18 protein-coding genes are annotated in these 24,803 nt (G+C 50.6%); 12 read left to right on the plus strand and 6 right to left on the minus strand.

The genetic code is table 11. The features are described from left to right. Nucleotides 1-6 precede the first annotated feature (6 nt). A complete protein-coding gene (locus HZ996_03450) occupies nt 7-1,047 on the plus strand; it encodes a DUF4421 family protein (protein QTN38233.1) in 1,041 nt (346 codons plus the stop codon). Here the strand turns inward: HZ996_03450 and HZ996_03455 are convergent. Together HZ996_03455 and HZ996_03460 are read right to left on the minus strand one after the other, a co-directional pair. Continuing rightward, nucleotides 1,031-1,855, minus strand: coding sequence for a DUF4249 domain-containing protein (locus HZ996_03455; protein ID QTN38234.1), 825 nt, complete (start codon nt 1,853-1,855; stop codon nt 1,031-1,033). The genes HZ996_03450 and HZ996_03455 overlap by 17 nt on opposite strands. After that, entirely contained in the window at nt 1,855-4,212 is a 2,358-nt protein-coding gene (locus tag HZ996_03460) for a TonB-dependent receptor (protein QTN38235.1), read from the minus strand. The genes HZ996_03455 and HZ996_03460 overlap by 1 nt, the downstream gene beginning before the upstream one ends. Before the next feature lie 106 nt (nt 4,213-4,318). Between HZ996_03460 and HZ996_03465 the strand changes: the two genes are divergently transcribed. The 5 genes from HZ996_03465 to HZ996_03485 are packed head-to-tail and all read left to right on the plus strand — an operon-like array spanning nt 4,319 to nt 12,309. Beyond that, nucleotides 4,319-4,882 (plus strand): NUDIX hydrolase, encoded by a 564-nt coding sequence (locus tag HZ996_03465; protein QTN39994.1) that lies wholly within the window; start codon nt 4,319-4,321, stop codon nt 4,880-4,882. Continuing rightward, on the plus strand, nt 4,879-5,991 hold the full coding sequence (locus HZ996_03470) for an HlyD family efflux transporter periplasmic adaptor subunit (GenBank protein ID QTN38236.1): 1,113 nt from the start codon (nt 4,879-4,881) through the stop codon (nt 5,989-5,991). The genes HZ996_03465 and HZ996_03470 overlap by 4 nt, the downstream gene beginning before the upstream one ends. A gap of 1 nt (nt 5,992) precedes the next feature. Further along, complete coding sequence (locus HZ996_03475) at nt 5,993-9,181, plus strand: efflux RND transporter permease subunit (protein QTN38237.1); 3,189 nt, start codon at nt 5,993-5,995, stop codon at nt 9,179-9,181. Continuing rightward, on the plus strand, nt 9,171-10,472 hold the full coding sequence (locus HZ996_03480; GenBank protein ID QTN38238.1) for a TolC family protein: 1,302 nt from the start codon (nt 9,171-9,173) through the stop codon (nt 10,470-10,472). The genes HZ996_03475 and HZ996_03480 overlap by 11 nt, the downstream gene beginning before the upstream one ends. A 7-nt stretch (nt 10,473-10,479) precedes the next feature. Continuing rightward, nucleotides 10,480-12,309 (plus strand): M1 family metallopeptidase, encoded by a 1,830-nt coding sequence (locus HZ996_03485; GenBank protein QTN38239.1) that lies wholly within the window; start codon nt 10,480-10,482, stop codon nt 12,307-12,309. A gap of 10 nt (nt 12,310-12,319) precedes the next feature. Here HZ996_03485 and HZ996_03490 read toward each other — a convergent pair whose 3' ends face one another. From HZ996_03490 to HZ996_03500, 3 genes are read right to left on the minus strand one after another with little or no spacing between them, the layout of a single operon-like run. After that, complete coding sequence (locus tag HZ996_03490; GenBank protein QTN38240.1) at nt 12,320-13,234, minus strand: hypothetical protein; 915 nt, start codon at nt 13,232-13,234, stop codon at nt 12,320-12,322. Further along, on the minus strand, nt 13,231-13,902 hold the full coding sequence (locus HZ996_03495) for a DNA alkylation repair protein (protein ID QTN38241.1): 672 nt from the start codon (nt 13,900-13,902) through the stop codon (nt 13,231-13,233). Before HZ996_03495 ends, HZ996_03490 begins: the two co-directional genes overlap by 4 nt. Beyond that, entirely contained in the window at nt 13,899-14,882 is a 984-nt protein-coding gene (locus HZ996_03500) for a hypothetical protein (GenBank protein ID QTN38242.1), read from the minus strand. The genes HZ996_03495 and HZ996_03500 overlap by 4 nt, the downstream gene beginning before the upstream one ends. A 36-nt stretch (nt 14,883-14,918) precedes the next feature. Here HZ996_03500 and HZ996_03505 point away from each other — a divergent pair, with 36 nt between their 5' ends. The 3 genes from HZ996_03505 (at nt 14,919) to HZ996_03515 (ending at nt 20,311) form a co-directional block, all read left to right on the plus strand. After that, nucleotides 14,919-15,584 carry a DUF2461 domain-containing protein gene (locus tag HZ996_03505; GenBank protein ID QTN38243.1) on the plus strand — a complete coding sequence of 222 codons (666 nt, stop codon included), beginning with the start codon at nt 14,919-14,921 and terminating at the stop codon, nt 15,582-15,584. Between the two features lie 99 nt (nt 15,585-15,683). Continuing rightward, entirely contained in the window at nt 15,684-18,077 is a 2,394-nt protein-coding gene (locus HZ996_03510; GenBank protein QTN38244.1) for a choice-of-anchor I family protein, read from the plus strand. Between the two features lie 89 nt (nt 18,078-18,166). Beyond that, nucleotides 18,167-20,311, plus strand: coding sequence for a S9 family peptidase (locus HZ996_03515; GenBank protein ID QTN38245.1), 2,145 nt, complete (start codon nt 18,167-18,169; stop codon nt 20,309-20,311). A 38-nt stretch (nt 20,312-20,349) separates the two neighbouring features. On the opposite strand, the gene HZ996_03520 is transcribed toward HZ996_03515, so the two are convergent. Continuing rightward, on the minus strand, nt 20,350-21,306 hold the full coding sequence (locus HZ996_03520) for an NAD-dependent epimerase/dehydratase family protein (protein ID QTN38246.1): 957 nt from the start codon (nt 21,304-21,306) through the stop codon (nt 20,350-20,352). 103 nt (nt 21,307-21,409) lie between these two features. Here HZ996_03520 and HZ996_03525 point away from each other — a divergent pair, with 103 nt between their 5' ends. Genes HZ996_03525 through hppD form a run of 3 tightly spaced genes read left to right on the plus strand, consistent with a single transcriptional unit; the run spans nt 21,410 to nt 24,780 of the window. Beyond that, nucleotides 21,410-22,465 (plus strand): rhodanese-related sulfurtransferase, encoded by a 1,056-nt coding sequence (locus tag HZ996_03525; GenBank protein QTN38247.1) that lies wholly within the window; start codon nt 21,410-21,412, stop codon nt 22,463-22,465. Beyond that, nucleotides 22,465-23,625 carry a homogentisate 1,2-dioxygenase gene (locus HZ996_03530; GenBank protein QTN38248.1) on the plus strand — a complete coding sequence of 387 codons (1,161 nt, stop codon included), beginning with the start codon at nt 22,465-22,467 and terminating at the stop codon, nt 23,623-23,625. Before HZ996_03525 ends, HZ996_03530 begins: the two co-directional genes overlap by 1 nt. Before the next feature lie 15 nt (nt 23,626-23,640). Further along, entirely contained in the window at nt 23,641-24,780 is a 1,140-nt protein-coding gene (gene hppD / locus HZ996_03535; GenBank protein QTN38249.1) for a 4-hydroxyphenylpyruvate dioxygenase, read from the plus strand. Nucleotides 24,781-24,803: the final 23 nt, after the last annotated feature.

The raw sequence follows: 24,803 nt of genomic DNA on the forward strand, positions 1-24,803 counted from the left end.
TGCTGCATGCGTTGGCTCCTTATATCTTTGGCGGTATTCTTTTCTCTGTCTGTTCTCGGTCAGGAAAATGAGCGCGACACGACTTACTACAAGAAGTATCCTAAAAAACTGAGTGCGGGTAGCTTTATAGCTATTCGGAACTACGCTTTGTTGATTGCTCCTGAATACAATAACGTGGGGGTCGATAGCCTTCGTTCTAACTACCAACCCAACGCGAGTCGAATTGTAGGAATCAGTTTGAATTTGGACCGAATTGGCGCTAACCTAAGCGTGAGTATTCCCGATGATTTCAAGAGTCAAGAGCTCTATGGAACATCGCGACGTATTGAAGCGAATCTGGGTTTTTACCAGAAAAAAGGAATCGTTGGGGGTCAGTTTATCGCTACTCAAGGGTTTGCGGATAAGAACTCCACTAATTACTTGGATAATGTCCTCGATGAAGATCAGTTTTATGTTCGCGAAGATCTTCGGGTATGGAACGTTATGACGTCCTACCTTCATTTTTGGAATTGGAAAAAATTCTCGGCCCGATCGGCCATTTCTTTTTCTGAGCGTCAGCTGAAATCAGCGGGAACGTTGGTTACCTCTTTTCAAGTTCGACACTTCCGTGTCGCTGGAGATAGTTCAATCATTCCTTATCCCACGCGCCCCTTTTATCTTAATCTTCAAAACCTCCAAGAAGTACGATTCAATGAGCTTACAACAGGTATGGGATATGCCTACACCTTTGTACCCGCGGAGTATTGGTTCATCCACGGAGCAGCTCAGGTTGAAGCCACTTTTCAGTTTCAGCGCTATAGAGAAACGGGCATGAATTTCGACGATCGATTCGTGGTGAATCCGGCTCTAGACTATCGGATATCTGCAGGATATTCACATGATTATTTCTGGCTGGCCGTGCTCTTTGCAGGCTATGCAGATCTTTACAACCTCCCTGATGTGGTGATGGCCTGGAGCTATTTCAACGTCAGTTTTCACTTTGGAATACGCATTCCAACACCCCGGACCATCAACAAGGTCTATCGAAGTGCTATTCCTGAACAATAGTCTGTCCAGTAGCCAATCCGTGTGCTGAGAAATATCCCAAGACCACTTCATCAGTACTGCTCAAACTCATCATATTTCCAATAACAGGTGCGGGAGGTGGATCAAAAGGACCTCCAACTTGAGCTGTTTGAGTGGCAATGAGGTTCCAATAATCAAAGTAAGCACGTGAAGTACTGTACTGTTCTACAACCACGGTATCGCCGACCAAGAAGGGGTCAAAACTCACAGCGAATTCAGAGATGTAGTTTCCATCTACGAAGTCATCATTGGCCAACTGAATATCAAAAGGGGTATTCTGATAGACGTCGTTGAAGTAGAATTTCCATCGGTAAAACTCAGGTTGACCGGGGAGTTCTTGCGTGGCGAAATACACGTAGTATCCGTCATCCAAGAACTGCAGGTCCGTTTCGAAACGGTAGTATACCGAGTCAATGGGGGGAACGCGAGGAAGCAATTCAGATTCACTGCTGTAGCGGCGTCCATCGGGAAGTTCTACCTCGATTCGGTAGCTTTTTTCAGTGGTTCCAACATAGCTGGACAAATAGAAACCAGGCTCGGGCTCAATAAATGTTGAGACCAAGGCGTCATCCTCAAACAAAGTAATGGTTGCACCAGGGACTGGAGGGTTACCTTCTTCGTCAAAGTAGGGGACAGTCTCACTGAGATAGACAAAAGTCTCACCAGGTTGATCGGTAATTTGACCGTCGATCACAAGAAGTACATCTCCTTCTGGAAGATCGAGTTCAACAACGTCTTGACAACTCCAAAAAGCCAAAACCGGTAGAATAAGAATCAGTAGCTTTTTCATTAGAAGGAGAAATTATAGGTGACAAAAGGAACGATGCTTCCGAAGATGCTGAGGCGCACTGCTTCGGTCTGGGTGGGATTGTCTTCTTGCTGTCGGAAGAATATGCTGTAGGCATTTCGGCGTCCGTAGGCGTTGTATACCCCAAAAGCCCAAGAGCCTTTCCATCCTTTTTTCTTTTCGGGGTTAGGCGTGTAATTCGCGCTCAGATCCAGTCGGTGATAAGCCGGGATGCGCGCTCCATTTCGGTTGTTGTAAACGGGAATGACGATTCCGTCTTGAACGAATCGACCATCTGGATAGGTGATGGGTCGTCCTGTTTGAAACGCAAAAGTGGCTGAAACATCCCATCGTTTGTTGATGGCATAGGTAGTTACTACGGAAATATCGTGGGTTTTGTCCCAATTGCTGGAATACCAATCTCCATTATTGATGGTTTCTTCTGGCGTAGGTCCGGCGACCTGGAGTTCCGATCGCGAAAGCGTGTAGGAAATCCAACCGGTTAAGCGACCGGTGCGTTTGCGAACGAAGAACTCTAGCCCATATGCTCGGCCGTCTCCAGAGAGTAATTCTGTTTCCAGCACCGGGTTCAAGACCAACTGCGCTCCATTCTTGTAATCGAGGAGGTTGCGCATAGACTTGTAGTACACTTCCACGGAAGCTTCGTAGGTGTTGTTGTTGAAGTTCTGGAAATAGCCTAGGGCAAACTGATCTGCGGTGGCTGGATCAACATAGGGTCCAGATGGAGTCCAGATGTCGACAGGCGTTGCCGCAGTGGTATTGGAGACTAGATGAATGTACTGGCGTGTTCGGTTGTAAGAAGCTTTTACCGAAACCTCATCATTGACCAGATAATTGACTGCAAAGCGGGGCTCAAATCCATCGAAGGTGACGATGTTTTCTCCATCGCCGTAAGAGACCGTATCGATGATGGTTTCAACTTCTTTGGGTTGACCATCTTCGTAGATGCGAATATCTTCTGCTCCTTGTCTCAAGAACATGCTGTAGCGCGCACCGTACTGGAATTTCCAACGACTTCCTACTTTGATCTCGTGGGAAATATACGCTGCCGGTTCAATGGCGTACTGGTTAGGGATGGTGAACTCGTTGAAGATATTTTCGTCACTGGCTGGTTTCACCAAACCGGGTTCAAATCGGTAGGTCAAATAGCTGGCTCCAAAAGAGAGCGTGTTGTCGGCATTGATGTAGTACTTCAAGTCCGCCTTTAAATTGTAATTAACGATACGCGAGTCCCAATCAAAAGCCTGCGCACCTTCAGGAATACCCAAGTTGTAGCGGTAATCCGAAACGAGTCCCGTGAAATTAGCAAAGAGCTTTTCACTAAAGAGGTGGTTCCAACGGAGCGTGAAGGTCTGATTACCCCAAGCGAAGCGGAACAAGTCTCCGAAACCGAAAACATCGCGACCGAAATATGCCGAGGCGAAAATGCGGTCCTTTTCACCAATTCGGTAGTTGAGTTTGGCGTTTAGATCGTAGAAGTAGGCGGTATTGTCGCGAATATCTGGGTCGGGGGACAAGGCGAGAAAAAGATCTGCGTAGGAGCGACGGCCGGCCACCATAAAGCTCGACACATCCTTTTGAATAGGACCTTCCAAGGTGAGTCGAGAACTTAAAATTCCTAAGCCACCAGTTCCTGCGAAGCGCTTGGAATTTCCTTCTTTCTGGCGTACGTCCAAAACAGAACTGAGTCGACCTCCGTACTCTGCAGGGATACCCCCTTTGTACAGTTTAGCGTCTTTAACAGCGTCGGAATTGAAGACGGAAAAGAAGCCGAAAAGGTGACTGGAGTTGTACACAGGGGCTTCGTCCAGTAAGATGAGGTTTTGGTCGATGTTTCCCCCACGGACATTAAAACCGGTTGCCCCTTCACCCACAGTGCTCACACCGGGCATGAGTTGAAGGGTACGAATGATGTCCGCTTCACCTAAGAGGGCAGGCACCTTCTTCACTTCTTTCATGCTGAGGTCGGTGACGGACATTTCCACAGAGGTGACATTCTCCACAGATCGCTCTTCAGTCAAGACGACTTCTTCAAGCTCTTCGGAATCAAAGCTGAGCTCGAGGTCGCGGCGTACATCGGACCGTAGGTCCACTTCTTCAATCACCGTTTGGTATCCGATGAACAAGAACTGCACTTCGTACCTACCAGGAGGAACAGAGATGCTGTAGAACCCATACGCGTTTGTGGTCACTCCTTTTTGGAGGGAAGGGAAGTAGATGTTGGCGCCAATCATCTCTTCACCGTTTGCGGCATCGCGGATGTATCCGCTCAAGGTTGCCGTTTGCGCCGAGGTCACGAGGGTGAAAAAAACCGCGGACAGCAGGAGGAAGTGTTTCATTATGTGAGGTTTGACAAAGGTAGAGCAAAGGTATAGAGTGAGCTGCGAACAATCACAAGCGAGCGGAATTATTAGACTAACTTAGCAAGCGCGCAACTCTGAGTTCATAGTGACGACGAATAACCCCTGGAAAACATTACACACGGAGGTCAAATATGACAATCCGTGGATCACGGTCACCAAGAGTGATGTCATCACACCTGGCGGTTCACCGGGGGAATATGGCATTGTTCATTTCAAAAACCTCGCCATAGGGGTGGTTCCCATCGATAACGAAGGAAATACCTGGCTTATTGGTCAATACCGATTGCCTTTGGAACGCTATACCTGGGAAATAGTTGAAGGTGGTGGGCCTTTGGGTGTTGATCCGCTCGAGAGCGCTAAAAGAGAACTTCGGGAAGAAGCAGGACTAGAGGCTGCGGAGTGGGCCCTGATTCAGGAAATGGACTTGAGCAATAGTGCTACGGATGAACGAGCGCTGTTGTACGTGGCCACGCAACTTACCGAACACGAACCGGAGCCCGATGAAAACGAAGAGCTCGCGATGGTCAAAGTTCCTTTTGAAGAGGTGTACCAGCGCGTGAAATCCGGAGAACTCAAGGACAGTTTAACCGTTGCAGCAGTTTTGAAAATCAAGCTGATGCAACTCGAAGGAACCTTATCGATATGAACAGAGGTCGGTTGAGCATTATAGCGGCCGTATTGGTTTTGGTGGGTGCGTTTGCCGCCCGAAACTTCTTGGCTGCACAGAAAAAAACACCACCGCGGAATTCAAAGCAACGCATTGTCGGCGTGGTTCCGGACACGGTTCATCTAGGACCGGTTGGCGTTATGATTCCGGTGACTGGAACGCTAAAAGCGCGGAATCGGATTGAGCTGTACGCAGAGGTGAGCGGTCGTTTGCTTAGAGCATCGGACCGTTTTCGAGAAGGCAATACGTTTGAGCGCGGATCGGTTTTGATTCAGATCGATGAGACGGAGGCGCAAGCGAATCTGGTGGCTCAGAAGAGCAGCTTCTTGAACACCTTGAGTGGAGTGATGTCTGATATTCGGATAGATTATCCGGACCAGTTTGACAAATGGACCAAGTACCTCTCTTCATTTTCGGTCGACGCGCCCATCGAGGAACTACCGGAAGTGACCAGCGAAAAGGAAAAACTCTTCATCACGGCACGGGGAATTTACACCGGCTACTACAACATCAAGAGTGCAGAAGCACGTCTTGATAAATACACCTTAAAAGCACCGTTTCACGGAGTAGTAACTCAAGCCAATATTGAACCGGGCACCTTGGTACGGGGAGGCCAAAAACTCGGGGAGTTCATCAGCGATGAGGTTTTTGAGTTGGAAGTGTCCCTGAAAGCATCAGACCTTCAATTTGTCCAAAACGGCGACCAAGTGAATTTGCGATCGAATGACGTGACGGGAAACTGGACAGGGACCATTCGCCGAATCAATAACCGCATTGACCCGATGACCCAAAGCGTGAACCTCTTCATTGAGGTTCGCGGTTCAGACCTACGCGAAGGAATGTTCCTCAATGCCGATATTCAAGTGGAGGAAATCGAAAACGCCTTTGCCATTAACCGAAAAATGGTGAACGACCGAGGAGAACTCTACGTATTGGCGGACTCAACCTTGGTTTTCCGACAAGTTGATGTGGTTCGGTTCACGGAAGAAACGGCCATCATTCGCGGATTGAGCGAGGGAGCATTGATTCCTGCACAACCCGTTCCGGGTGCCTATCCAGGAATGCCGATACAAGTAACGCAGCCCTAAGATGCGCGCACTCGTAGCCTATTTCATCAAGTATCCTGTCGCCGTGAACATCATCATGGCGATCTTCTTCATTTTCGGCTATTTCGCCTATACCGGGTTGAACTCGACCTTCTTTCCCGTGACCGAAAGCCGCACGATTGCCATTCAGGTAGTTTACCCTGGGGCCAGCCCAGAGGAAATAGAGGAAGGGGTGGTCATCAAGATCGAAGACAACCTGAAAGGTTTGGAAGGTGTTGAACGGGTGACTTCCGTTTCGCGAGAAAACGCCGCGAGCATTACCGTTGAGGTCCTCAAAGAATACGATGCCAACTTGGTGGTGGACGACGTGCGCAATGCGGTGGATCAGATTCCATCCTACCCGGACGGCATGGAGCCGGTTGTGGCTTATGTGCAGCAGTTCAACAACTTCACCATCAGCTTTGGGCTGAGCGGCGAAAACGTAGATCTCCAGACGTTGAAGCGCTTTGCTCGAAAGGTGGAAGAGGATATGCGCGGTATGGAAGGGGTTTCGCAGATCGCCATCTCGGGGTATCCGGAAGAGGAAATTGAAATAGCGGTGGACGAAAACTCCATGCGGGCTTATCGGCTCACTTTTGATCAGATTGCCGGGGCTGTGCGCGGGAGTAATTTGCGCTCAACGGGTGGAACCATCAAAGGAAATGAAGAAGAGCTGCTCATTCGGGTCAACGAGAAAGTCTACACGGCCGATGAGATGAACATGATGGTGGTGAAAACCACCGAGGACGGAGCCATTGTTAGACTCAGAGACGTGGCATCGGTCCGAGACCGATGGGCAGACAACCCCAACCGCACCCTAATCAACGGAAACCCAGGGGTAGAAATCACCGTTTCCAACACCAATTCGGAGGACATTCTCCAGACCGCGGACTTGGTCAACGCGTACCTGGCTGACTTCAACGTGGACAATGACGTGATTGAAGCCACGGTTATTCGAGACCAGGCCGTGACCCTGAACGAACGTCGAGACCTTCTGGTGGAAAACGGCCTGATCGGAATTGCCCTTGTACTCGTTTTGTTGAGTCTATTCCTTCATCCCAGCCTAGCGCTCTGGGTAGCGGCTTCCCTGCCGGTGAGCTTCTTTGGGATGTTCATTCTGGCCAACTACTTCGACGTCACCATCAACGTCATTTCCCTTTTCGGAATGATCGTCGTGATCGGAATCCTGGTGGACGACGGGATCGTTGTTGGCGAAAACATCTACTACCAATACGAGAAGGGAAAGAACCCCATACAAGCCGCCATTGACGGGATCATGGAAGTGTTACCTGCGGTGACCAGCGCCTTGTTAACGACCATCATCGCCTTTAGCTCCTTCTTTTTCCTGGACGGGCGGTCCGGTGATTTCTTCTCCGAAATGTCCATTGTGGTGGTGGGCACCCTGGTCATTTCCCTCATTGAGGTCATCATCATATTGCCCTCGCACATTGCACACAGCAGCGCCTTGAAGGTGTCCAAAAAGGGCAAATCCGCCCTCGAACGCTTTGGCGACGGGGTCATCGGATTCCTGCGCGAACGCCTTTACCAACCCTCACTGCGTTTTGCCTTGCGGAACAAATGGCTGACCCTCGCCATCATGGTGGGATTGTTGATGATTACGATGGGCGCCTTCTCGGGCGGCTTCATCCGCGCCACCTATTTCCCTAACATCGAGCGCGAAAACGTGGAAGTGCAGCTGAAAATGCCTTCGGGAACCTCCGAGCGCATCACCATGGAAAAGCTGGATTACATCGAATCGAAGGTGTGGCAGGTGAGTGAGGAGATGCGCCTACGGCGCGATGATTCCCTTAACCCAGTAAAGACCATCGTGAAGAAGCTGGGCCCGACCATCGATCAAGGCTCCCTCAACATCATCCTCATCAGTTCCGAACTGCGCGAGATGTCCAGCTTTGAATTGACCAACGTCTTTAGGGAAGCGGTAGGGCCCATTTACACTGCGGAGAACCTGAGCTTTGGAACAGCATCTCCTTTCGGAAAACCCGTTTCGGTATCCTTGCTTGGGAACGATTTGGACGAGCTGGTTGCCGCCAAAGACGAACTGAAGGCCCAGCTTAACGACCTTTCTGACGTCCGAGATGTCATCGACACCGATCAGCAAGGTTTTAAAGAAGTTAACCTGCGCCTCAAAGACAAAGCACATCTGCTGGGGCTAAATCTTCGTGAAGTCACCCGACAGGTGCGCCAAGGGTTCTACGGAGAAGAAGTTCAACGCCTTCAAAGAGGACTCGATGAGGTTAAGGTTTGGGTGCGCTATGACGAGAACTATAGAAGCTCTCTTTCCCGATTGGAAGACATGCGCATCCGCACTTCTTCAGGGGCATCCTATCCCTTGAGCGAAATCGCCGACTACAACATTGCGCGGGGAACCATCGAAATCAACCACCTCAACGCCCAACGGGAAATTCGCGTGGAAGCGGATTTAGCTGGTGCCGACGTTTCTGCCACGGACATCAACACAAATATTCAAGAAGCGATTCTTCCACCCATTTTACAGCGCTACCCATCGGTCAGCGCCAGTTTTGAGGGACAGAATAGAGAAGCTCAAAAAACACAAAAATCAGCCGGAAAAGTAATGCCGGTCATCCTCATCCTCATCTTGGCTATTGTGACCTTCACCTTCCGAAGCCTCGGACAAACACTGGTCATTTTCCTATTGATTCCCTTCAGTTTTATTGGTGTGAGTTGGGGACACTTCCTCCACGGAATGCCTTTGTCCATCTTTAGCTACTTGGGAATTATAGCCTTGATTGGAATCATAGTCAACGACTCCCTAGTCCTGGTCAGCAAGATGAACAACTTCTTGAAAGAAGGACTCTCTTTTGAGGAGGCGGTTTACGAGGCGGGCATGGTTCGATTCCGAGCCATCTTCTTGACCTCCTTGACGACCATCGCGGGTCTAGCTCCTTTGATGCTGGAGAAGAGCTTCCAAGCGCAATTCTTGATTCCGATGGCGGTGGCCGTTTCCTATGGAATCGCCATTGCTACGGTGATTACACTCATTATGTTGCCGGTGATGTTGGTCCTCAAGAACGAACTCAAAAGGCGTTTCCATTGGGCGTGGAACTGGGGACCCGGTCGCCCGCTTCCCACCCCAGAAAGCATGGAATCAGCCGTGAAGGAGCAGTATTGGGAGCAATTGCAGAACGAAAATAGATCGACTGATGAAGCATAAACTCGTTCTTCTGTTTTTGCTGGTTACCGGTCCCTTGTGGGCTCAAAACCAATTGGACTTGAGCCAGGTCATTCAGATTTGCTTGGAGCGAAACTACGACGTTGTTGTGGCTCGTAATACAGCGGAATCAGCCGAGAACGCCGCCGTTCCAGGTAACGCCGGATTGACACCCACCATAGCGATCAACGGATCCGGAACCTACAGCGTCAACAACACCGACCTCGAGTTTGCTGGAGATATTCCACCCACCACCATCGATGGCGCCCAATCGACGGGCTACGGGGCCAACATCGGCCTCACCTATGCGCTCTTTGACGGTCTGGGTACGGTCTACAGCTATAAGCAACTCAAGAACTCAGCGACCATTGCCGACCTCGAGGCGCGCTATACGATTGAAAACACGCTCCTTGTTTCTGTAGTGACCTACTACAACGTAGCACGTTTAAAGCAACAACTCGACATCAGCCAGAGCAACCTCGACATCAGTCGCGACCGACTTCGCCGTCAAGAGGTGGGCTATGACTTTGGCTCGGCCACTAAACTGAACGTCTTGAACGCGGAGGTGGACTACAACGCCGATTCCGTCTCGGTTCTACAGGCTCGTCAGAGTTGGTTAAACGAGCGTCGAATCCTCAACCAATTGCTCGGCTTCGAAATAGATACCGAATATGAGGTCGACACCAATGTCACCTATGCCGGTGGAATAGAGCTCGACAGTATGCTCAACAGCGCCATGCAAAACAACGCACTCTTGCTGGCTGCTGCCTACCGAGAGCAAGGCGCGGATTTCGATATCAAAAGAGCGCAGGGTCAGCGATATCCACGGCTCGATTTGAACGCCCAGTACGGATATACCAACAATCAGAACGAAGCGGGAATCTTACTGCAACAAGAGAATCAAGGGTTTTCTGGAGGAATTACGCTTCGCTGGATTCTCTTCGACGGAGAGCGGATTTCAGCACAGGTCAAGAACGCGAAGCTGGCTTATGAAAGCTCTCAAGAGCTCCGCGATAAAACCGCAACTGGGGTGGAGCGCGATGTCAAGAATGCGTGGGGAAACTACCAGAACGACTTGACCGTTTTGGAAATCGAACGCATCAATGTGGCGACGAACATCTTGAACTTTGAACGGAGCCAAGAACAGTTTTCCCGAGGACAAATCACCAGCACACAATTTCGCGAGGCCCAGAGAAACCTGGCCCTTGCTCGGATCAATTTGAATAATGCCCGATATACTCTGAAGTTGAGCGAACTGGAACTCGTTCGTCTCTCGGGCCGACTTTTGCAATAATCACCCCATGAATCAGTACCGCTCAGGATTACTCCTGCTTCTTCTCTTTTTAGGCACCACAACGTCTTCCTTTGCACAAGACTATTGGCAACAACAGGCCGATTATGAAATGGACATCCGCATGAATGTGGAAAACCATCAATTTGAGGGCACCCAAAAACTGGTCTACACCAACAATTCGAACGAGACCTTAGATAAGGTGTTTTACCACCTCTTTTTCAATGCTTTTCAGCCGGGCAGCATGATGGATATTCGCTCGCGAACCATCGACGACCCAGATCGACGCATCCAGGATCGAATTTTCAACTTGGAGACGACCGAAACAGGATTTCACATCGTACAGTCTCTGACTCAAAACGGAAAAAAAGCGCCCTTCACCGTCTCTGGAAGCATCTTAGAAGTTCAACTTCCTGAGCCGATTAAACCAGGAAAAAGAGCCACTTTCGAGATGAGCTTCAAAAGCCAAGTTCCCGTTCAGATTCGTCGCAGCGGGCGCGACAACAAGGAAGGAATCGACTACTCCATGGCGCAATGGTACCCGAAAATGTGTGAATTTGACCACGAAGGCTGGCACGCGAACCCGTATATCGGAAGAGAGTTTCACGGTGTTTGGGGGTCTTTTGACGTGAAGATTCAAATTGATTCCAGCTATGTCGTTGGAGGTACCGGATATCTTCAAGGAGCCCCCAAACTGGAGGGTGATCAGAAAACATGGCACTTCAAAGCACCAGACGTACACGACTTTGTTTGGGCGGCGGATCCTGATTATCGCCACACCACTTTCAAAGGTCCGAATGACGTGGACATGCACTTCTATTATCAAACGACAGACTCTGCAACCATCGCAAATTGGGAAGCTCTTCCAGAGAAGGCCATTCAATGCATGGAGATCATGAACCGCGATTTTGGGGTATACCCGTATAAGCAGTTCAGCACCATTCAAGGAGGGGATGGAGGTATGGAATACCCCATGGCCACCTTGATTACGGGCGAAATATCCTTCCCCGCTTTGGTGAGCGTCACCGTGCACGAAATGCTGCACAACTGGTACCAAGGAGTATTGGCAACAAACGAAACACTCTACCCATGGATGGACGAAGGCTTTACCTCCTATGCTCAGAATCGGGTCCTCAATGAAATCTGGGAGCGAGGAGAAGACAACCCCCACCTCGATGATTTTAACCGCTACCTGCGCGCCCGCGACTTGGACTTTGTGGAGCCGCTGACGACCCACTCAGACCACTACACCAGAAACGGAAGTTATGGGGTGGCGGCCTATACGCAAGGAGCTTTGGTTTGCGCTCAACTCGAGTACATCATGGGCGAAGAGACCTTTTTGAAAGGGATGCGGACGTACTTCGAAGAGTGGGGGTTTAAACACCCTACGCCCACGGACTTCAAGCGGGTGATGGAGCGCACCTCGGACCTCGAGCTGGACTGGTTCTTCCAGTACTGGACTCAGCTCAACCGCGATTTGGATTACGCCGTAAGCAGAGTGGAGGCCCCAGGAGACACCGCAACGGTATTTCTGCAAAACCTCGGAACTACGCCCATGCCTTTGGACCTGCTTGTCGAATTCAACGACAGCAGTAAAGAAGAGCATTACGTGCCTATTCAGATGATGTGGGGAGAGCGGTCCCTACGGGACGATGAGTCCGCCCACACGCCATGGCCCTGGACCTTCCCAAGTTATGCCTTTCAGGTTCCGTTGAATGGAAGAGAAATCGTAAAGGTGACCATTGACCCACGTCAGTTTACCGTGGACCAAGACCGGAGCAACAATACGTATCCGAGAGAGGCGAAATTACCGGAAGAGGAAATCCTTTTCGGCCGTTAAGAGTAAAGTCTTAGGACTTTGCCCACTTCTTAATTTTGTCGTGCTCGGCACGAAGGCGAACGAGCTCATTTTGTTCGCTGTTTAAGATCATGGATGCGTCGGGAACCTCGACATCGATATCTGCAATGCGCTGTTCGGAGTGGCTTATGGCTTCGTTCAAATCCAGGATTTGATTGTTCCGCTTGGCTTGCTGTTTGCGTGCTTTGTCTCGTTTCTTGTTCATTTCCTTTTCCCGCGCTTTGCTGGCCTTGATGTCCTCTTTTTCTGTCATAGCCACTCGCTCCGATCTGATCTTGGCAATGCCGGTATTCAGCGCTTCGAGCTCTGAGTCGTAGTCGTGGATTTCCGTCTCCAGGTTCTTGATGTGGTTCTTGTTGTTTTCGATGCTCTTGACGGCCCTAGATCGCTCGTTTTCCAGACCCTTGATGACCTTTTCACGATCCTTTACCCGCTTTTCTTGGGCTTCAACTTCTTGTTCAAAAGCGCGGTCATACACTTGGTAGGCGAAGTTTTTGGCCATGCGATTCATGTCCTGCCAAGCCTTGGCATCATTGGGCTGAATAAAGCGATCGCGGCACTCCACCGCAGAGATCCAAACAAGGCCGTACGGGGAATCTTCAAAATGTCCGAAGTAGGTAGCTCCAGAATCGCAGATCTGAGGCCAATTCATGGGCTCTACTCGATACGTTCCGGCATTGTGTTCAACTTTGGACTTGGTGTAGTCATCAATATGCTTCTTAAAATAGCGCTCGATGGATTCGAAGGTCGCTAGGGGGATGACCACCTTCAAAGCCAGCTCTTCCTTCCCGTCAAACTGCGCGTTCTGAGTAACAAAGGAAAGCTCACGAGCGACAAGGGTATCGCTCTCCTGCGCGTGCAGAAGGCTTCCGATGGCCAATGTTAAAAGACAGAGATATGTTTTCATGCGCCAATATGTTTGAGGGCTTCACGCCGGGCAATACCATCCAGATTCTGTTGAGTGACCTCGCGGCGCACCCACTCCGCATCGATTCGGGCATATTGCCTTAAGGCCCAGCCAATGGCTTTCTGGATAAAGAAGTCTTTGTTGCCTTTAAGTTCGGAAATCGATTGATGTAACCACTCGATATCTGTATCGGATTTATACTTCAGTTGAAAAATGAGGGTGCTTCGCTGCAACCAAAGATTTCCACTGTACAGCCAATCTTCCATCGTCGGCCTGAAATCCTCTGCTTTTTTCATTTCTCGTCCAACGGCATTCGAGGCCACACTGTCTACCGTATCCCACCAGGGCTTGCTGATGATCATAAAGCGAAAGAGCTCCATGGGCACCTCGAGCATCTTCTTACGATGGGCACGATCCGCGAGCTCGAGCCCTATGTATTGCCATTCGCGTTCGTCGCGTTCCCAGCACTCTTCAACCACAGATTCTACGTTTTCGGGAAAGCCCGCTGTTTGCAAATATTCCTTTAGAAGGTCTGCCCTAGGTTTCGCCTGGATGCCGTAATAGGGGTACAGGTCGCGCATATAGGCCTGCATTTGGGCGCCCCGTTCCGGGTTTCCCATTTTGCGCAAGGCTTCTTCAAGAGGTGCGAGGTATTCTGATGGGTTCATGGCTTGATTTCTAGAGTTCGCACTTCGAGCTTTTCTTGCCATACCTCATGATCCAGTGGTGCTCCGTCTTGATCGAAGTAGGGCCATGGTGAATTCGCGATGAAGTAGAACTTCGGGCCGACAAAGACTCCATTGGTTGGTTCGCCGATGGGAAATGAATCTTCATCGATGATGCCGAAATGGGTGAAGTCTCGACCATCGGGCCGTAGGCCCACTCCAATCAGCCGCTTCGGCTGCGTGCCGTTCTGAACTGCATAGAGGTTACGGCGGCCATCGGGAGCCACATAGAGGGCCAGCCCGTCAATGCCGCGAAGGGAAAATTCGCCGAAGCTCGCGGTGTCGGCCAGGATCTCGCCCGTAAAGATGTCAATGGCAAATAGGCCCTTACTGTAGTCCGCGGCGTAGAGGATTCCCGTAGAATCGTCGAGCGCGAGGCCTTGGAGGCTTCGGAAAAGGTCGGGCCGAAATAGAAACTCTTCGAGCTGGTTATCCGGCGTTCGCTTCAGTATGGCGGGGTAGTAGCTGTCGCTGATGAAGAGCGTTCCGTCTCCGTAGCGTTCCATATCGCCCAGTAAGCGCCGCTCGTCCGGGTCGTAGAAATCATTGCGCTGGAGCAGAACGCCCGTCCGCAAGTGGTATTCATATATGGTGCACGGGCGGGGGCCGTCACCGTGAAAGGCGGGAATCGGGCTGGAAAGCACATATAGGACTCGGCGCTCTGCATCAATTTCCAGGGAAAAAACACCGGCCCGGCGGTCCTGATCCTCCCCGAGGAAAACACTCTTCTTTCCGGTAGCGGGGTTGTAGCGGTACACCCTTCCCGTTTTAACCATGCCGAAGTACCAAAGGGAGTCCACCGGATCAAAGGCCAAAGCTTCAGGGAGCTCATCGATGAGGTCTACAGAAAAGGCCGTTTTGGTCGTTTGAATAGGCGTCTGCCCATGTGCGAACAGGCCAATCGAAACGAACAATACGAGCACGATTTGCTTAAATTGACACATGTAATTGAAACGGCTATGGCTCATCTCTCGTCTGACTTCCTCGATTTTTTCCGCGAACTGGCCAACAACAACCACAAGGAGTGGTTTGATGCGAACCGCAAACGTTACGAAAATAACGTAAAGAAACCGTTTGAAAACTTCATTGCTGAGGTGATTGAACGCGGTCGAAAGTACGATGATGCCCTAGGGCTGGAGCCTAAAGACGCGATATTTCGGATCAATAGGGACATCCGATTCAGCAAGGATAAGACGCCGTACAAAATGAATCGGACCGCGATCATATCTCCCTATGGTCGGAAGGACCGGACTTCCCCCGGGTTTTACATTTATCTCGGCCCGGATAAGGTCATGATGGGAGGAGGCGCGTATGACATTCCAAATGCAGAGCTGGCTAATCTTCGAAATGCATTGCTTCACAACTACGAGCACTTCAACCGGATCATAACTGAGCCTTCGTTTTCTAAACGCTTTGGAGAGCCGCAGGGCGCTGAGCACAAACGCCTTCCCAAAGAATTGGGCATTGCGGCGGACAATGGAAAGCCCTTGCTGTACAAGAAGCAGCTCTATTTTATGGGGGAGCTACCTGCCGAATCCTGCATTCAAGACGACTTTATGGACGTGGTGGAGCAGTACTTCGAAACCATGATGCCGGTGACAAGTTTCCTTCGGGAAGCGATGTAATGATTTCTTAATAATTTTTACAAAGGGTTAATCGAAGGCCAAAAGGGAGTTAACTTCTTTGCGGTTCACGTTGGGGAATTTTGTTCAAAATTTCTTGACATGAAAAACTTCTACACTTTTTTAACTGCAATGATCATGGGTTCTGCGGCCATCGGCCAGAACCTCGTTGATCTATCTCTTCTCTCTACGTACGAATCGGGAACCTTTGACGAAGGAGCCATGGAAATTCTAGCCCATGACCCCGTAACTCAGCAGATCTTCTGCATCAATGCGGACGTAGACGGAATCGACGTATTTGATATTTCAAATGCCACCAACATTACCAAGACCAGCACTATTGACGTGTCTCAATGGGGTGCCGGAGCCAACTCTGTTTCTTATTACGGAGGCTACATTGTTGCCGCCGTTGAAGCAGACGATGTTGACGTCCGCGGTCATGCCGTCTTTTTCGACGTGAACGGAAACTACGTGGCGGACGTCGAAGTGGGGTACTTACCTGACATGGTCACCTTCACACCAGACGGGCAAAAGGTGCTGGTTGCCAACGAAGGGGAACCCAATGACGAATACACCATTGACCCACGTGGATCCATTAGCATCATCGACGTTAGTGGAGGGGTAATGGGCGTCTCACAAGCAGATGTTACTGAGTTGGACTTTACTCAATGGGACGGCCAAGAAGACCAATTACGCACACAAGGTGTCCGCATCTTCGGTGAGGGCCCAGCGATGGCCGGAGATCTTTTCTTCTCTGAGTATGGAGAAGGCTCTAGCCAAAACAAGTACCTCGAGATCTACAACGGTACCGGAGCGGATGTTGACTTGAGTCAGTACGTTGTTCGCGAGAACTTCAACGGAAACTTCCCGTGGACGGGAGAATTCTTCTTCCCAGCAGGAACCATGTTGGACGCGGGAGACGTGTACATTTTGGCGCATGAAGACGCCGACAGCATGATCACCATGCACGCGGATACCTTGGTTGTGAATCCATTCTCGGGCGGCTCTTCATTTGTCTGTTCTTTTAACGGAGACGACGTTCGTGGCTTGTTTAAGATTGATGCCACAACAGGGGACACCAACTGCATCGACCTCATCGGTTACTACGACCTCGCCAACGACTCTACCTTTGATCCGGGTTCTGGATTCGACGTTGCGGGAGTTTCGAACGGAACGCAAAACCACACCTTGGTGCGTAAATCAGAAGTAAACATGGGGAATACCGACTGGTATGCTGCTGCGGGAACCGACTCCCTTACCTCTGAGTTCTTGGTCCTTCCTTCCAATGACTGGAATGACGTGGGACAGCACAGCTTCAACAGCGGGTCAAACCCCTCTTCGGCTTCTCAAGATCTCGAACCAGAATACATTGCCGTATCTCCAGACAACACGACGGCTTGGGCGGTTTGCCAAGAGAACAACGCTGTGATTAAGATCGATTTGACCAACAACAGTATTACAGCCATAGTGGCCCTAGGCTTTAAAGATTGGATGGATCCAAACAATGTTATGGACGCTTCGAACCGTTCCAGCGCAGTGGAATTCAAGAACTGGCCTATTTACGGTATGTATCAGCCAGATGCTATGGACGCTTTTGAGCACAACGGAAGCAACTACATTGTAACTGCTAACGAAGGCGACGCTCGTGATTACGACGGATTCTCTGAGGAGGAGCGCGTCGAAGATTTGACCTTAGACGCAACTGCTTTTCCGAATGCGGCAGACCTTCAAAACGAAGACAGCCTAGGCCGCATGAACATCACCACCACCTTAGGCGACTTGGACGGAGACGGTGACTTCGATGAATTGTACTGCTACGGAGCGCGTTCCTGGTCTGTTTGGGATGAGAACGGTGTACTCGTTTGGGACAGCGGAAGTGAAATTGGACAGCAGACCTTTGCCGCATACCCGAACAACTTCAACTCCACCAACGACGACAACGATTCATTCAAGAACCGTTCAGACGATAAAGGAGCTGAGCCCGAAGCCATCGAAGTAGCGGACTTGAACGGAAGCCGTTTCTGCTTTGTAGGATTGGAGCGTATGGGTGGCGTCATGGTGTACGACATCAGCAACCCTATGGCCCCATCGTTTGTAAGCTATTTCAACAACCGTGACTTCACCGTGGATGCTGATCAAAGCGGCGCAGGAGATCTCGGACCAGAAGATGTAAAATTCATTTCCGCTGCGAACAGCCCTACCAACAGCCCTCTCTTAGCGGTGGCCAGTGAAGTAAGCGGAACCCTTTCCCTTTATTCCATTGGTGGAACCATCGGACTGGACGATAAGGCACGCGAAAACGCTTTGACTGCCTTCCCGAACCCAGTTGTTGACGTAGTGAACTTCAACCGTGAGGTTACGGGTGGAGTTCTGTACAACATGAACGGTCAGGCTGTGATGGAAGTAAATGGAGAAAGTGCCGACATGAGCTCATTGGCGCGCGGACTCTACACCTTGTCTGTAGGAGACATCACCCTTCAGATTTTGAAGCAGTAAGCTCCCTCTAACCCTTATACTCCAGGCCCCTTGTGCATGTCGCAAGGGGCTTTTTTATTTCGTAAATTCCGCGTCCTAAACACTACTACATGAAAAGGAACATTTTTTTCTCTGCCTTCACGGCAGGATGCGTCCTCGCTTCCTGCTCTTCCCCACAAACAAGCGAAACAGCTATGACCATCGAAACTCCGGACTATCCGGAAACCGCAACCGTGGATACGGTTCATACCTACTTCGGAAATGAAGTAGCTGACCCCTACAACTGGCTCGAAAACGATACGAGCGCGGAAACCGAAGCTTGGGTTCGCGCTCAAAATGAAGTGACCCGCGGCTATTTAGACCAAATCCCATACCGCGATTCCTTGGTTTCACGGATGACCGAGCTGATCAATTATCCGCGCATTGGCGCTCCTCGTAAGGTGGGCGATTACGTGTTCTTGACCAAGAACGACGGCCTTCAAGATCAAAGCGTCATCTACTACAAGAAAGGAGACGACGGTGAAGAGATGGTCTTCATGGACCCCAACGCCATGAGCGAAAACGGTACGGTCAGCGTAGGGCTTCTCGGAGCTAGCGATGACGACAAGTACATGGCCTATAGCGTCAGTGAAGCGGGAAGCGACTGGAGCTCTATTCACATTCGGGATATTGAAACAAACACCGAGCTCGAAGACGTATTGGAATGGTGTAAGTTCAGCGGCGCTAGCTGGTACGGAAACGGATTCTTCTACTCGCGCTATCCTGCCCCAGCAGAAGGAACAGAGCTTTCAGCATCCAGTGATTTCCACATGATTTACTATCATGAGATCGGAACTCCGCAAAGCGAGGACAAACTCATCTACAAGAACGAAGACAACCCGCGCTTGTACCACTATGGTTACATGACCGAAGACAATGAGTACTTCGTGATGTACGAAGCACAAGGAACTGAAGGGGTAAACGTCTACTTCCAGGATCCTGAAAAACTCGACGAAGGCTTCATTGCGTTCACCAATGACTTTGGCAGCAAAAGCGATATCGTTGACTTCAAAAACGGCAAATTCATCATCGCCACAGACCTCGATGCACCCATGCGCCGAGTAGTAGCCGTGGACCCAGCAAACCCAACTTCAGAGCACTGGGAGACCATTGTTCCTGAACGTGAGGTTTACTTGAGCTCTGTGTCTACTGGTGGCGGAGCCATGTTCGCTTCGTACCTCGAAAACGCAATGTCTCGCATCTACCGAATGAACTACGACGGTTCAGAGGTAAGCGAAATTGAGTTGCCTGGTGCTGGATCGGCTGGTGGTTTTGGCGGCCTGAAGGACTACGAAACCCTTTATTACAGCTACACGAGTTTCACGGACCCAGGAACCATTTACGCCTATGATGTTGCCTCCGGGGAGTCGGAAGTGTACTATCAAGCCGAGCTAAAGTTCAATCCAGAAGACTACGAAAGCAAACAAGTATTCTACGAGAGCAAGGACGGTACTGAAGTATCCATGTTTATCGTGCACAAGAAAGGCGTAGAGTTGGATGGAACCAACCCGACCTTGCTGTACGGATACGGTGGGTTCAACATCAGCTTAACTCCAAGCTTTAGCACAACACGTCTATTGCTTCTCGAGAACGGAGGTGTTTTTGCCATGGCTAACTTGCGCGGTGGTGGCGAATACGGTGAAGAATGGCATTCTGCAGGAATGTTGATGAAGAAGCAGAACGTATTCGATGACTTCATCGCTGCCGGAGAGTACCTCATCGAAGAAGGCTACACCAGTTCTGAGCACCTGGCCATTATGGGCGGTTCCAACGGAGGACTTTTGGTTGGAGCTTGCATGACCCAGCGTCCAGAACTCTTCGCTGCTGCCTTACCTGCAGTAGGAGTTCTTGATATGCTGCGCTACCACAAATTTACTGTGGGTTGGGGATGGGTTCCAGAATACGGATCCAGCGAGGAAAGTGAAGAGATGTTCGACTACTTGATCGACTACTCTCCACTGCATAATCTAGAAGAAGGAACCAGCTACCCCGCGACCTTGGTGACGACTGGAGACCACGATGACCGCGTAGTACCGGCGCACAGCTTTAAGTTTGCGGCGACCTTGCAGAATGCTCATGTTGGGGACAATCCTGTCTTGATTCGCATTGAGACTGACGCAGGGCACGGTGCGGGAAAACCGATTTCAAAGATCATCGAGGAGTACGCCGATGTGTACAGCTTTATGATGTGGAATACAGGCGTTCGCGAACTGTAAACAAGATATTTTTAGAAGGAATTGGGCGTGCTGAGCAATCAGGCGCCCAATTTTTGTTTGAGCCGGTGCAACATGGTCTCGGTCATCTTGTCCAAGTCATAGTCGTGTTGCCAACCCCAGTGTTCTCGAGCTTCGCTATCGTCAATGCTCGACGGCCAACTATCGGCAATAGCCTGACGAAAGTCCGGATCGTAGTCCATTTTGAAGTCGGGGAGCACCTTTTGAATGGAAGCCGCAATTTCTTCTGGGGCAAAGGTGATGGCCGCCAGATTATAGCTAGAGCGAATCTTGACCTGCTCAGCAGGAGCCTTCATGATTTCGATGGTCGCACGAATGGCGTCATCCATGTACATCATGGGCAAGCGAGTACCCTGCCCCAAGAAACAGCCTTCATAGGCGCCTTTTTCGATGGCGTCGTAGTAGATCTCAACCGCGTAGTCCGTAGTGCCACCACCGGGCTTTGATTTCCAAGAGATGATGCCTGGATATCGAATACTGCGCACATCTACCCCATAGCGCTTATGGTAGTATTCACACCATCGCTCACCAGCCAGTTTAGAAATACCGTAAACGGTTGTCGGCTCGCAAACCGTTACTTGAGGGGTGTTTTCTTTTGGAGTTGTCGGCCCAAATACGGCTATGCTCGACGGCCAGTAAATATGCTTGATCTTGCCTTCACGGGCCAGCTCCAAGACGTTGAGCAACCCCGTCATGTTGAGGTGCCACCCGTACTTGGGCTTCTGCTCCGCTGTACCGCTCAACAAGGCCGCCATTTGAAAAACCGTATCGATCTCGTGGCGTTCAATGATTTCTTCCAGGCGCATGGCATCGGTGATGTCCATGGGGGCAAATGGCCCTGAGGCCATAATTTCATCGGAAGCGGGGCGAATGTCCCCGGCAACTACGTGCTCGTTGCCATATTCTTTGCGCAGTTCCATGACGAGCTCTGTACCGATCTGACCGGCGGCGCCCACCACTAGAATATTCTTGCTCATGAGGTGTGTGGTGTAGTGAACTGCTAAGATATATGATATCCGTCAGTTCACGACCCGCTCTGATTTCCGTAATTTTGCGCCTGGAGCAGAAAGAGTTAAGCCGATGGATCCGAATTCAGGAAAAAAAGGGTTGTTCAACAAGCTGGGTAAAGAGCAGCTTCAAGCTCGTTTGGACGCTGAGAACTTCAAACGCATCACCGTGTCGTTTTATCGATACGTGATTATCGAAGACCCTAAAGGGATGCGCGATGCCCTTTATGAAAAGTGGGCAGCGCGTCAGTGTTTGGGACGAATCTACGTGGCCCGAGAGGGAATCAATGCACAGATGAACGTTCCCGAGCACGAATGGGACGCCTTTGTGGAAGAGCTTCACACCATTCCTGAATTCAGTGAGATTCCATTCAAAATTGCCGTGGAAGACGATGGTCGTAGCTTTTTGAAGCTGATCATCAAGGTGCGCAAGAAAATTGTAGCAGACGGTTTGGCAGATGACGAGTACGACGTGACCAACGTAGGCCGTCACTTGAATGCTAAGGAGTGGAACGAAGCGCTTTCGGAAGAGGGAACCATCGTAGTCGACATGCGCAATCACTACGAAAGCGAAGTCGGACACTTCGAGGGTGCCATCACGCCGCAGGCGGAAACCTTCCGCGAAGAACTTCCGGAGGTACTGGAAGCCTTGGAAGGAAAAGAAGACCAAAAAGTATTGCTCTACTGCACCGGAGGAATTCGCTGTGAAAAAGCCAGCGCCTTCTTGAAGCACCACGGGTTTAAGGATGTCAATCAGCTGCACGGCGGCATCATTGACTACGCGCGGCAATTGCGTTTTGAGGAGCTTCCCAATAAATACCACGGCAAGAATTTCGTCTTCGACGACCGCCTGGGAGAGCGGATCTCCGAGGAAATCATTGCCCACTGTCACCAATGTGGCAAGCCGTGTGATACGCAAGTGAACTGCGCCAATAAGATGTGCAACTTGCTCTTTATTCAATGCGAGGAGTGCGCGGAAAAATACGATCACTGCTGTTCTGATGAGTGCTCTGAAATCGCAGCCCTACCAGAAGAGAAACAACGAGAACTTCGCAAGGGACAGAAGTCCGAAAGGCGCTTTCATTCTCACCGGAAGTTCGACGAACGACCTACACAAAAACAGACCTAATGCCTATCTACCACAAACTCGGGAAAATCCCGCACAAGCGTCATACGACGTTTAAAAAGCCAGACGGCAACCTCTATTATGAGCAGTTGTTTGGGACCATTGGATTCGATGGAATGTCGAGCTTGATGTACCACGTTGAGCGACCTACCATGGTGACTTCTGTTCAAGACGCCATAGATGTTACGCCCGAAGTGGCGGTGAAGCACAACATGCACAGCCGACTGCTCAAGGGCTGGGATTTAAAGCCGGAGGCGGATTTTTTAAAGAGCCGAAAGACCGTTTTGACCAACCAAGACGTCAATATCACCTTGGCCGCGCCGACCGAATCGCTCCGCGATTATTTCTACAAGAACGCCGACGCCGATGAGATGATCTTTGTGCACAAAGGCACAGGAACGCTTCGAACCATGTTGGGAAACTTGAAGTTCGGCTACGGAGACTATCTCTTGATTCCACGAGGAATGATCTACCAGATCGATTTCGACACCGAGGATAACCGCCTTTTCATTGTCGAGAGCCACAGTCCCATGTACACCCCGAAGCGATACCGGAATTGGTTTGGGCAGCTGTTGGAGCACAGCCCATTCTGTGAGCGCGATATTCGCCGACCTGAAGAGCTGGAAACGCATGAAGAAAAGGGTGAATTTGTGATGAAGGTGCGCAAGCAAAACCACCTGCACACCCTGACCTACGCGAGCCACCCTTTTGATGTGGTGGGTTGGGACGGGTACAACTACCCCTACGCCTTCAGCATCCACGACTTTGAACCGATTACTGGACGCGTACACCAGCCGCCACCCGTACATCAGACCTTTGAGACCAACACCTTTGTGGTGTGCAGCTTTGTGCCTCGCCTGTACGATTATCACCCGGAAGCCATACCTGCACCGTACAACCACAGCAACATCGACAGCGATGAGGTCTTGTACTATGTGGATGGAGACTTCATGAGCCGAAACAATATTGACAAAGGATACATCAGCTTACATCCAGCGGGAATCCCACACGGACCGCACCCTGGAGCCTACGAACGAAGCATTGGCCAAACAGAGACGGAAGAACTCGCCGTAATGGTCGATACCTTCAAGCCCTTGTGGGTCACCAAAGATGCCTTAGCTTTGGACGATGGGGAATACTGGAATTCCTGGATTGAGCACTAAAAAAACCACTACACCATGTCTACGGATACGACTTCTCTACAACTCGAAAAACTATTCCCAGAGGCGGAAGATTTTCTGCCTTTGAACGGAACCGATTACGTCGAACTCTACGTTGGAAACGCCAAGCAAGCCGCACATTACTACCAGCACGCCTTCGGGTTTCAGCCGGTGGCCTATGGCGGACTTGAAACGGGTCTTACGGACCGTGCGAGCTACGTATTGGGACAAGATAAAATCCGTCTCGTACTGACCACGCCTCTGCATGAAGGTGGGCTAATCAACGAACACCTCAGTAAACACGGCGATGGGGTTAAGGTCGTGGCCCTTTGGGTAGACGATGCCACCAAGAGCTGGGAAACCACTACGAGCCGAGGAGCCAAGAGCTTCATGGAGCCCGAGGTGATTGAAGACGCCAATGGTAAAGTCGTGCGTTCCGGAATCCACACCTACGGAGATACCGTACACCTCTTCATTGAGCGCAGCGAGTACGACGGACCATTCTTGCCGGGATATAAAGTCTGGGAACCGGAGTACACGGCGCCAGCTACAGGCCTTAAGTACATCGACCACATGGTCGGCAACGTGGGTTGGAACGAAATGAATACCTGGGTGGAATTCTACGCCAAGGTTATGGGCTTTGCTCAATTGGTTTCCTTCGACGACAAGGATATTTCCACCGACTACACCGCCTTGATGAGTAAGGTGATGACCAACGGAAATGGACGCATCAAGTTCCCGATCAACGAGCCCGCTGAAGGGAAGAAGAAATCCCAAGTGGAGGAGTATTTGGACTTCTACAACGGCGCCGGGGTTCAGCACATCGCGGTGGCAACGGACAACATCATTGAAACCGTAACCGCTATGCGCGACCGCGGAGTGGAGTTCTTACGGGTACCTGCGACCTACTACGATACCGTATTGGATCGCGTAGGGGAGATCGACGAGGACCTAGAGCCGCTAAAGGAGCTCGGCATCTTGATCGACCGCGACGACGAAGGCTACCTCTTGCAGCTCTTTACCAAGCCGGTGAGCGATCGCCCAACCTTGTTCTTCGAGATCATCCAGCGCAAGGGAGCCAAGAGCTTTGGAAAAGGAAACTTCAAGGCCCTTTTCGAAGCGATTGAGCGCGAGCAAGAAGTGCGCGGAACGCTTTAAAATTGCGACATTGGGGTTCCCAA

This window comes from Cryomorphaceae bacterium, assembly GCA_017798125.1.
Lineage (GTDB): Bacteria > Bacteroidota > Bacteroidia > Flavobacteriales > ECT2AJA-044 > ECT2AJA-044.

What these genes read in the sequence shown, in the direction of transcription:
- HZ996_03520 (QTN38246.1), bottom strand. Translation starts at nt 21,306, where the DNA reads ATGAGCAAGAATATTCTAGTGGTGGGCGCCGCCGGTCAGATCGGTACA.
- HZ996_03495 (QTN38241.1), bottom strand. Translation starts at nt 13,902, where the DNA reads ATGAACCCATCAGAATACCTCGCACCTCTTGAAGAAGCCTTGCGCAAA.
- HZ996_03490 (QTN38240.1), bottom strand. Translation starts at nt 13,234, where the DNA reads ATGAAAACATATCTCTGTCTTTTAACATTGGCCATCGGAAGCCTTCTG.
- HZ996_03530 (QTN38248.1), top strand. Translation starts at nt 22,465, where the DNA reads ATGCCTATCTACCACAAACTCGGGAAAATCCCGCACAAGCGTCATACG.
- HZ996_03505 (QTN38243.1), top strand. Translation starts at nt 14,919, where the DNA reads ATGGCTCATCTCTCGTCTGACTTCCTCGATTTTTTCCGCGAACTGGCC.
- HZ996_03515 (QTN38245.1), top strand. Translation starts at nt 18,167, where the DNA reads ATGAAAAGGAACATTTTTTTCTCTGCCTTCACGGCAGGATGCGTCCTC.
- HZ996_03525 (QTN38247.1), top strand. Translation starts at nt 21,410, where the DNA reads ATGGATCCGAATTCAGGAAAAAAAGGGTTGTTCAACAAGCTGGGTAAA.
- HZ996_03510 (QTN38244.1), top strand. Translation starts at nt 15,684, where the DNA reads ATGAAAAACTTCTACACTTTTTTAACTGCAATGATCATGGGTTCTGCG.
- HZ996_03460 (QTN38235.1), bottom strand. Translation starts at nt 4,212, where the DNA reads ATGAAACACTTCCTCCTGCTGTCCGCGGTTTTTTTCACCCTCGTGACC.
- HZ996_03475 (QTN38237.1), top strand. Translation starts at nt 5,993, where the DNA reads ATGCGCGCACTCGTAGCCTATTTCATCAAGTATCCTGTCGCCGTGAAC.
- HZ996_03480 (QTN38238.1), top strand. Translation starts at nt 9,171, where the DNA reads ATGAAGCATAAACTCGTTCTTCTGTTTTTGCTGGTTACCGGTCCCTTG.
- HZ996_03450 (QTN38233.1), top strand. Translation starts at nt 7, where the DNA reads ATGCGTTGGCTCCTTATATCTTTGGCGGTATTCTTTTCTCTGTCTGTT.
- HZ996_03470 (QTN38236.1), top strand. Translation starts at nt 4,879, where the DNA reads ATGAACAGAGGTCGGTTGAGCATTATAGCGGCCGTATTGGTTTTGGTG.
- hppD (QTN38249.1), top strand. Translation starts at nt 23,641, where the DNA reads ATGTCTACGGATACGACTTCTCTACAACTCGAAAAACTATTCCCAGAG.
- HZ996_03485 (QTN38239.1), top strand. Translation starts at nt 10,480, where the DNA reads ATGAATCAGTACCGCTCAGGATTACTCCTGCTTCTTCTCTTTTTAGGC.
- HZ996_03455 (QTN38234.1), bottom strand. Translation starts at nt 1,855, where the DNA reads ATGAAAAAGCTACTGATTCTTATTCTACCGGTTTTGGCTTTTTGGAGT.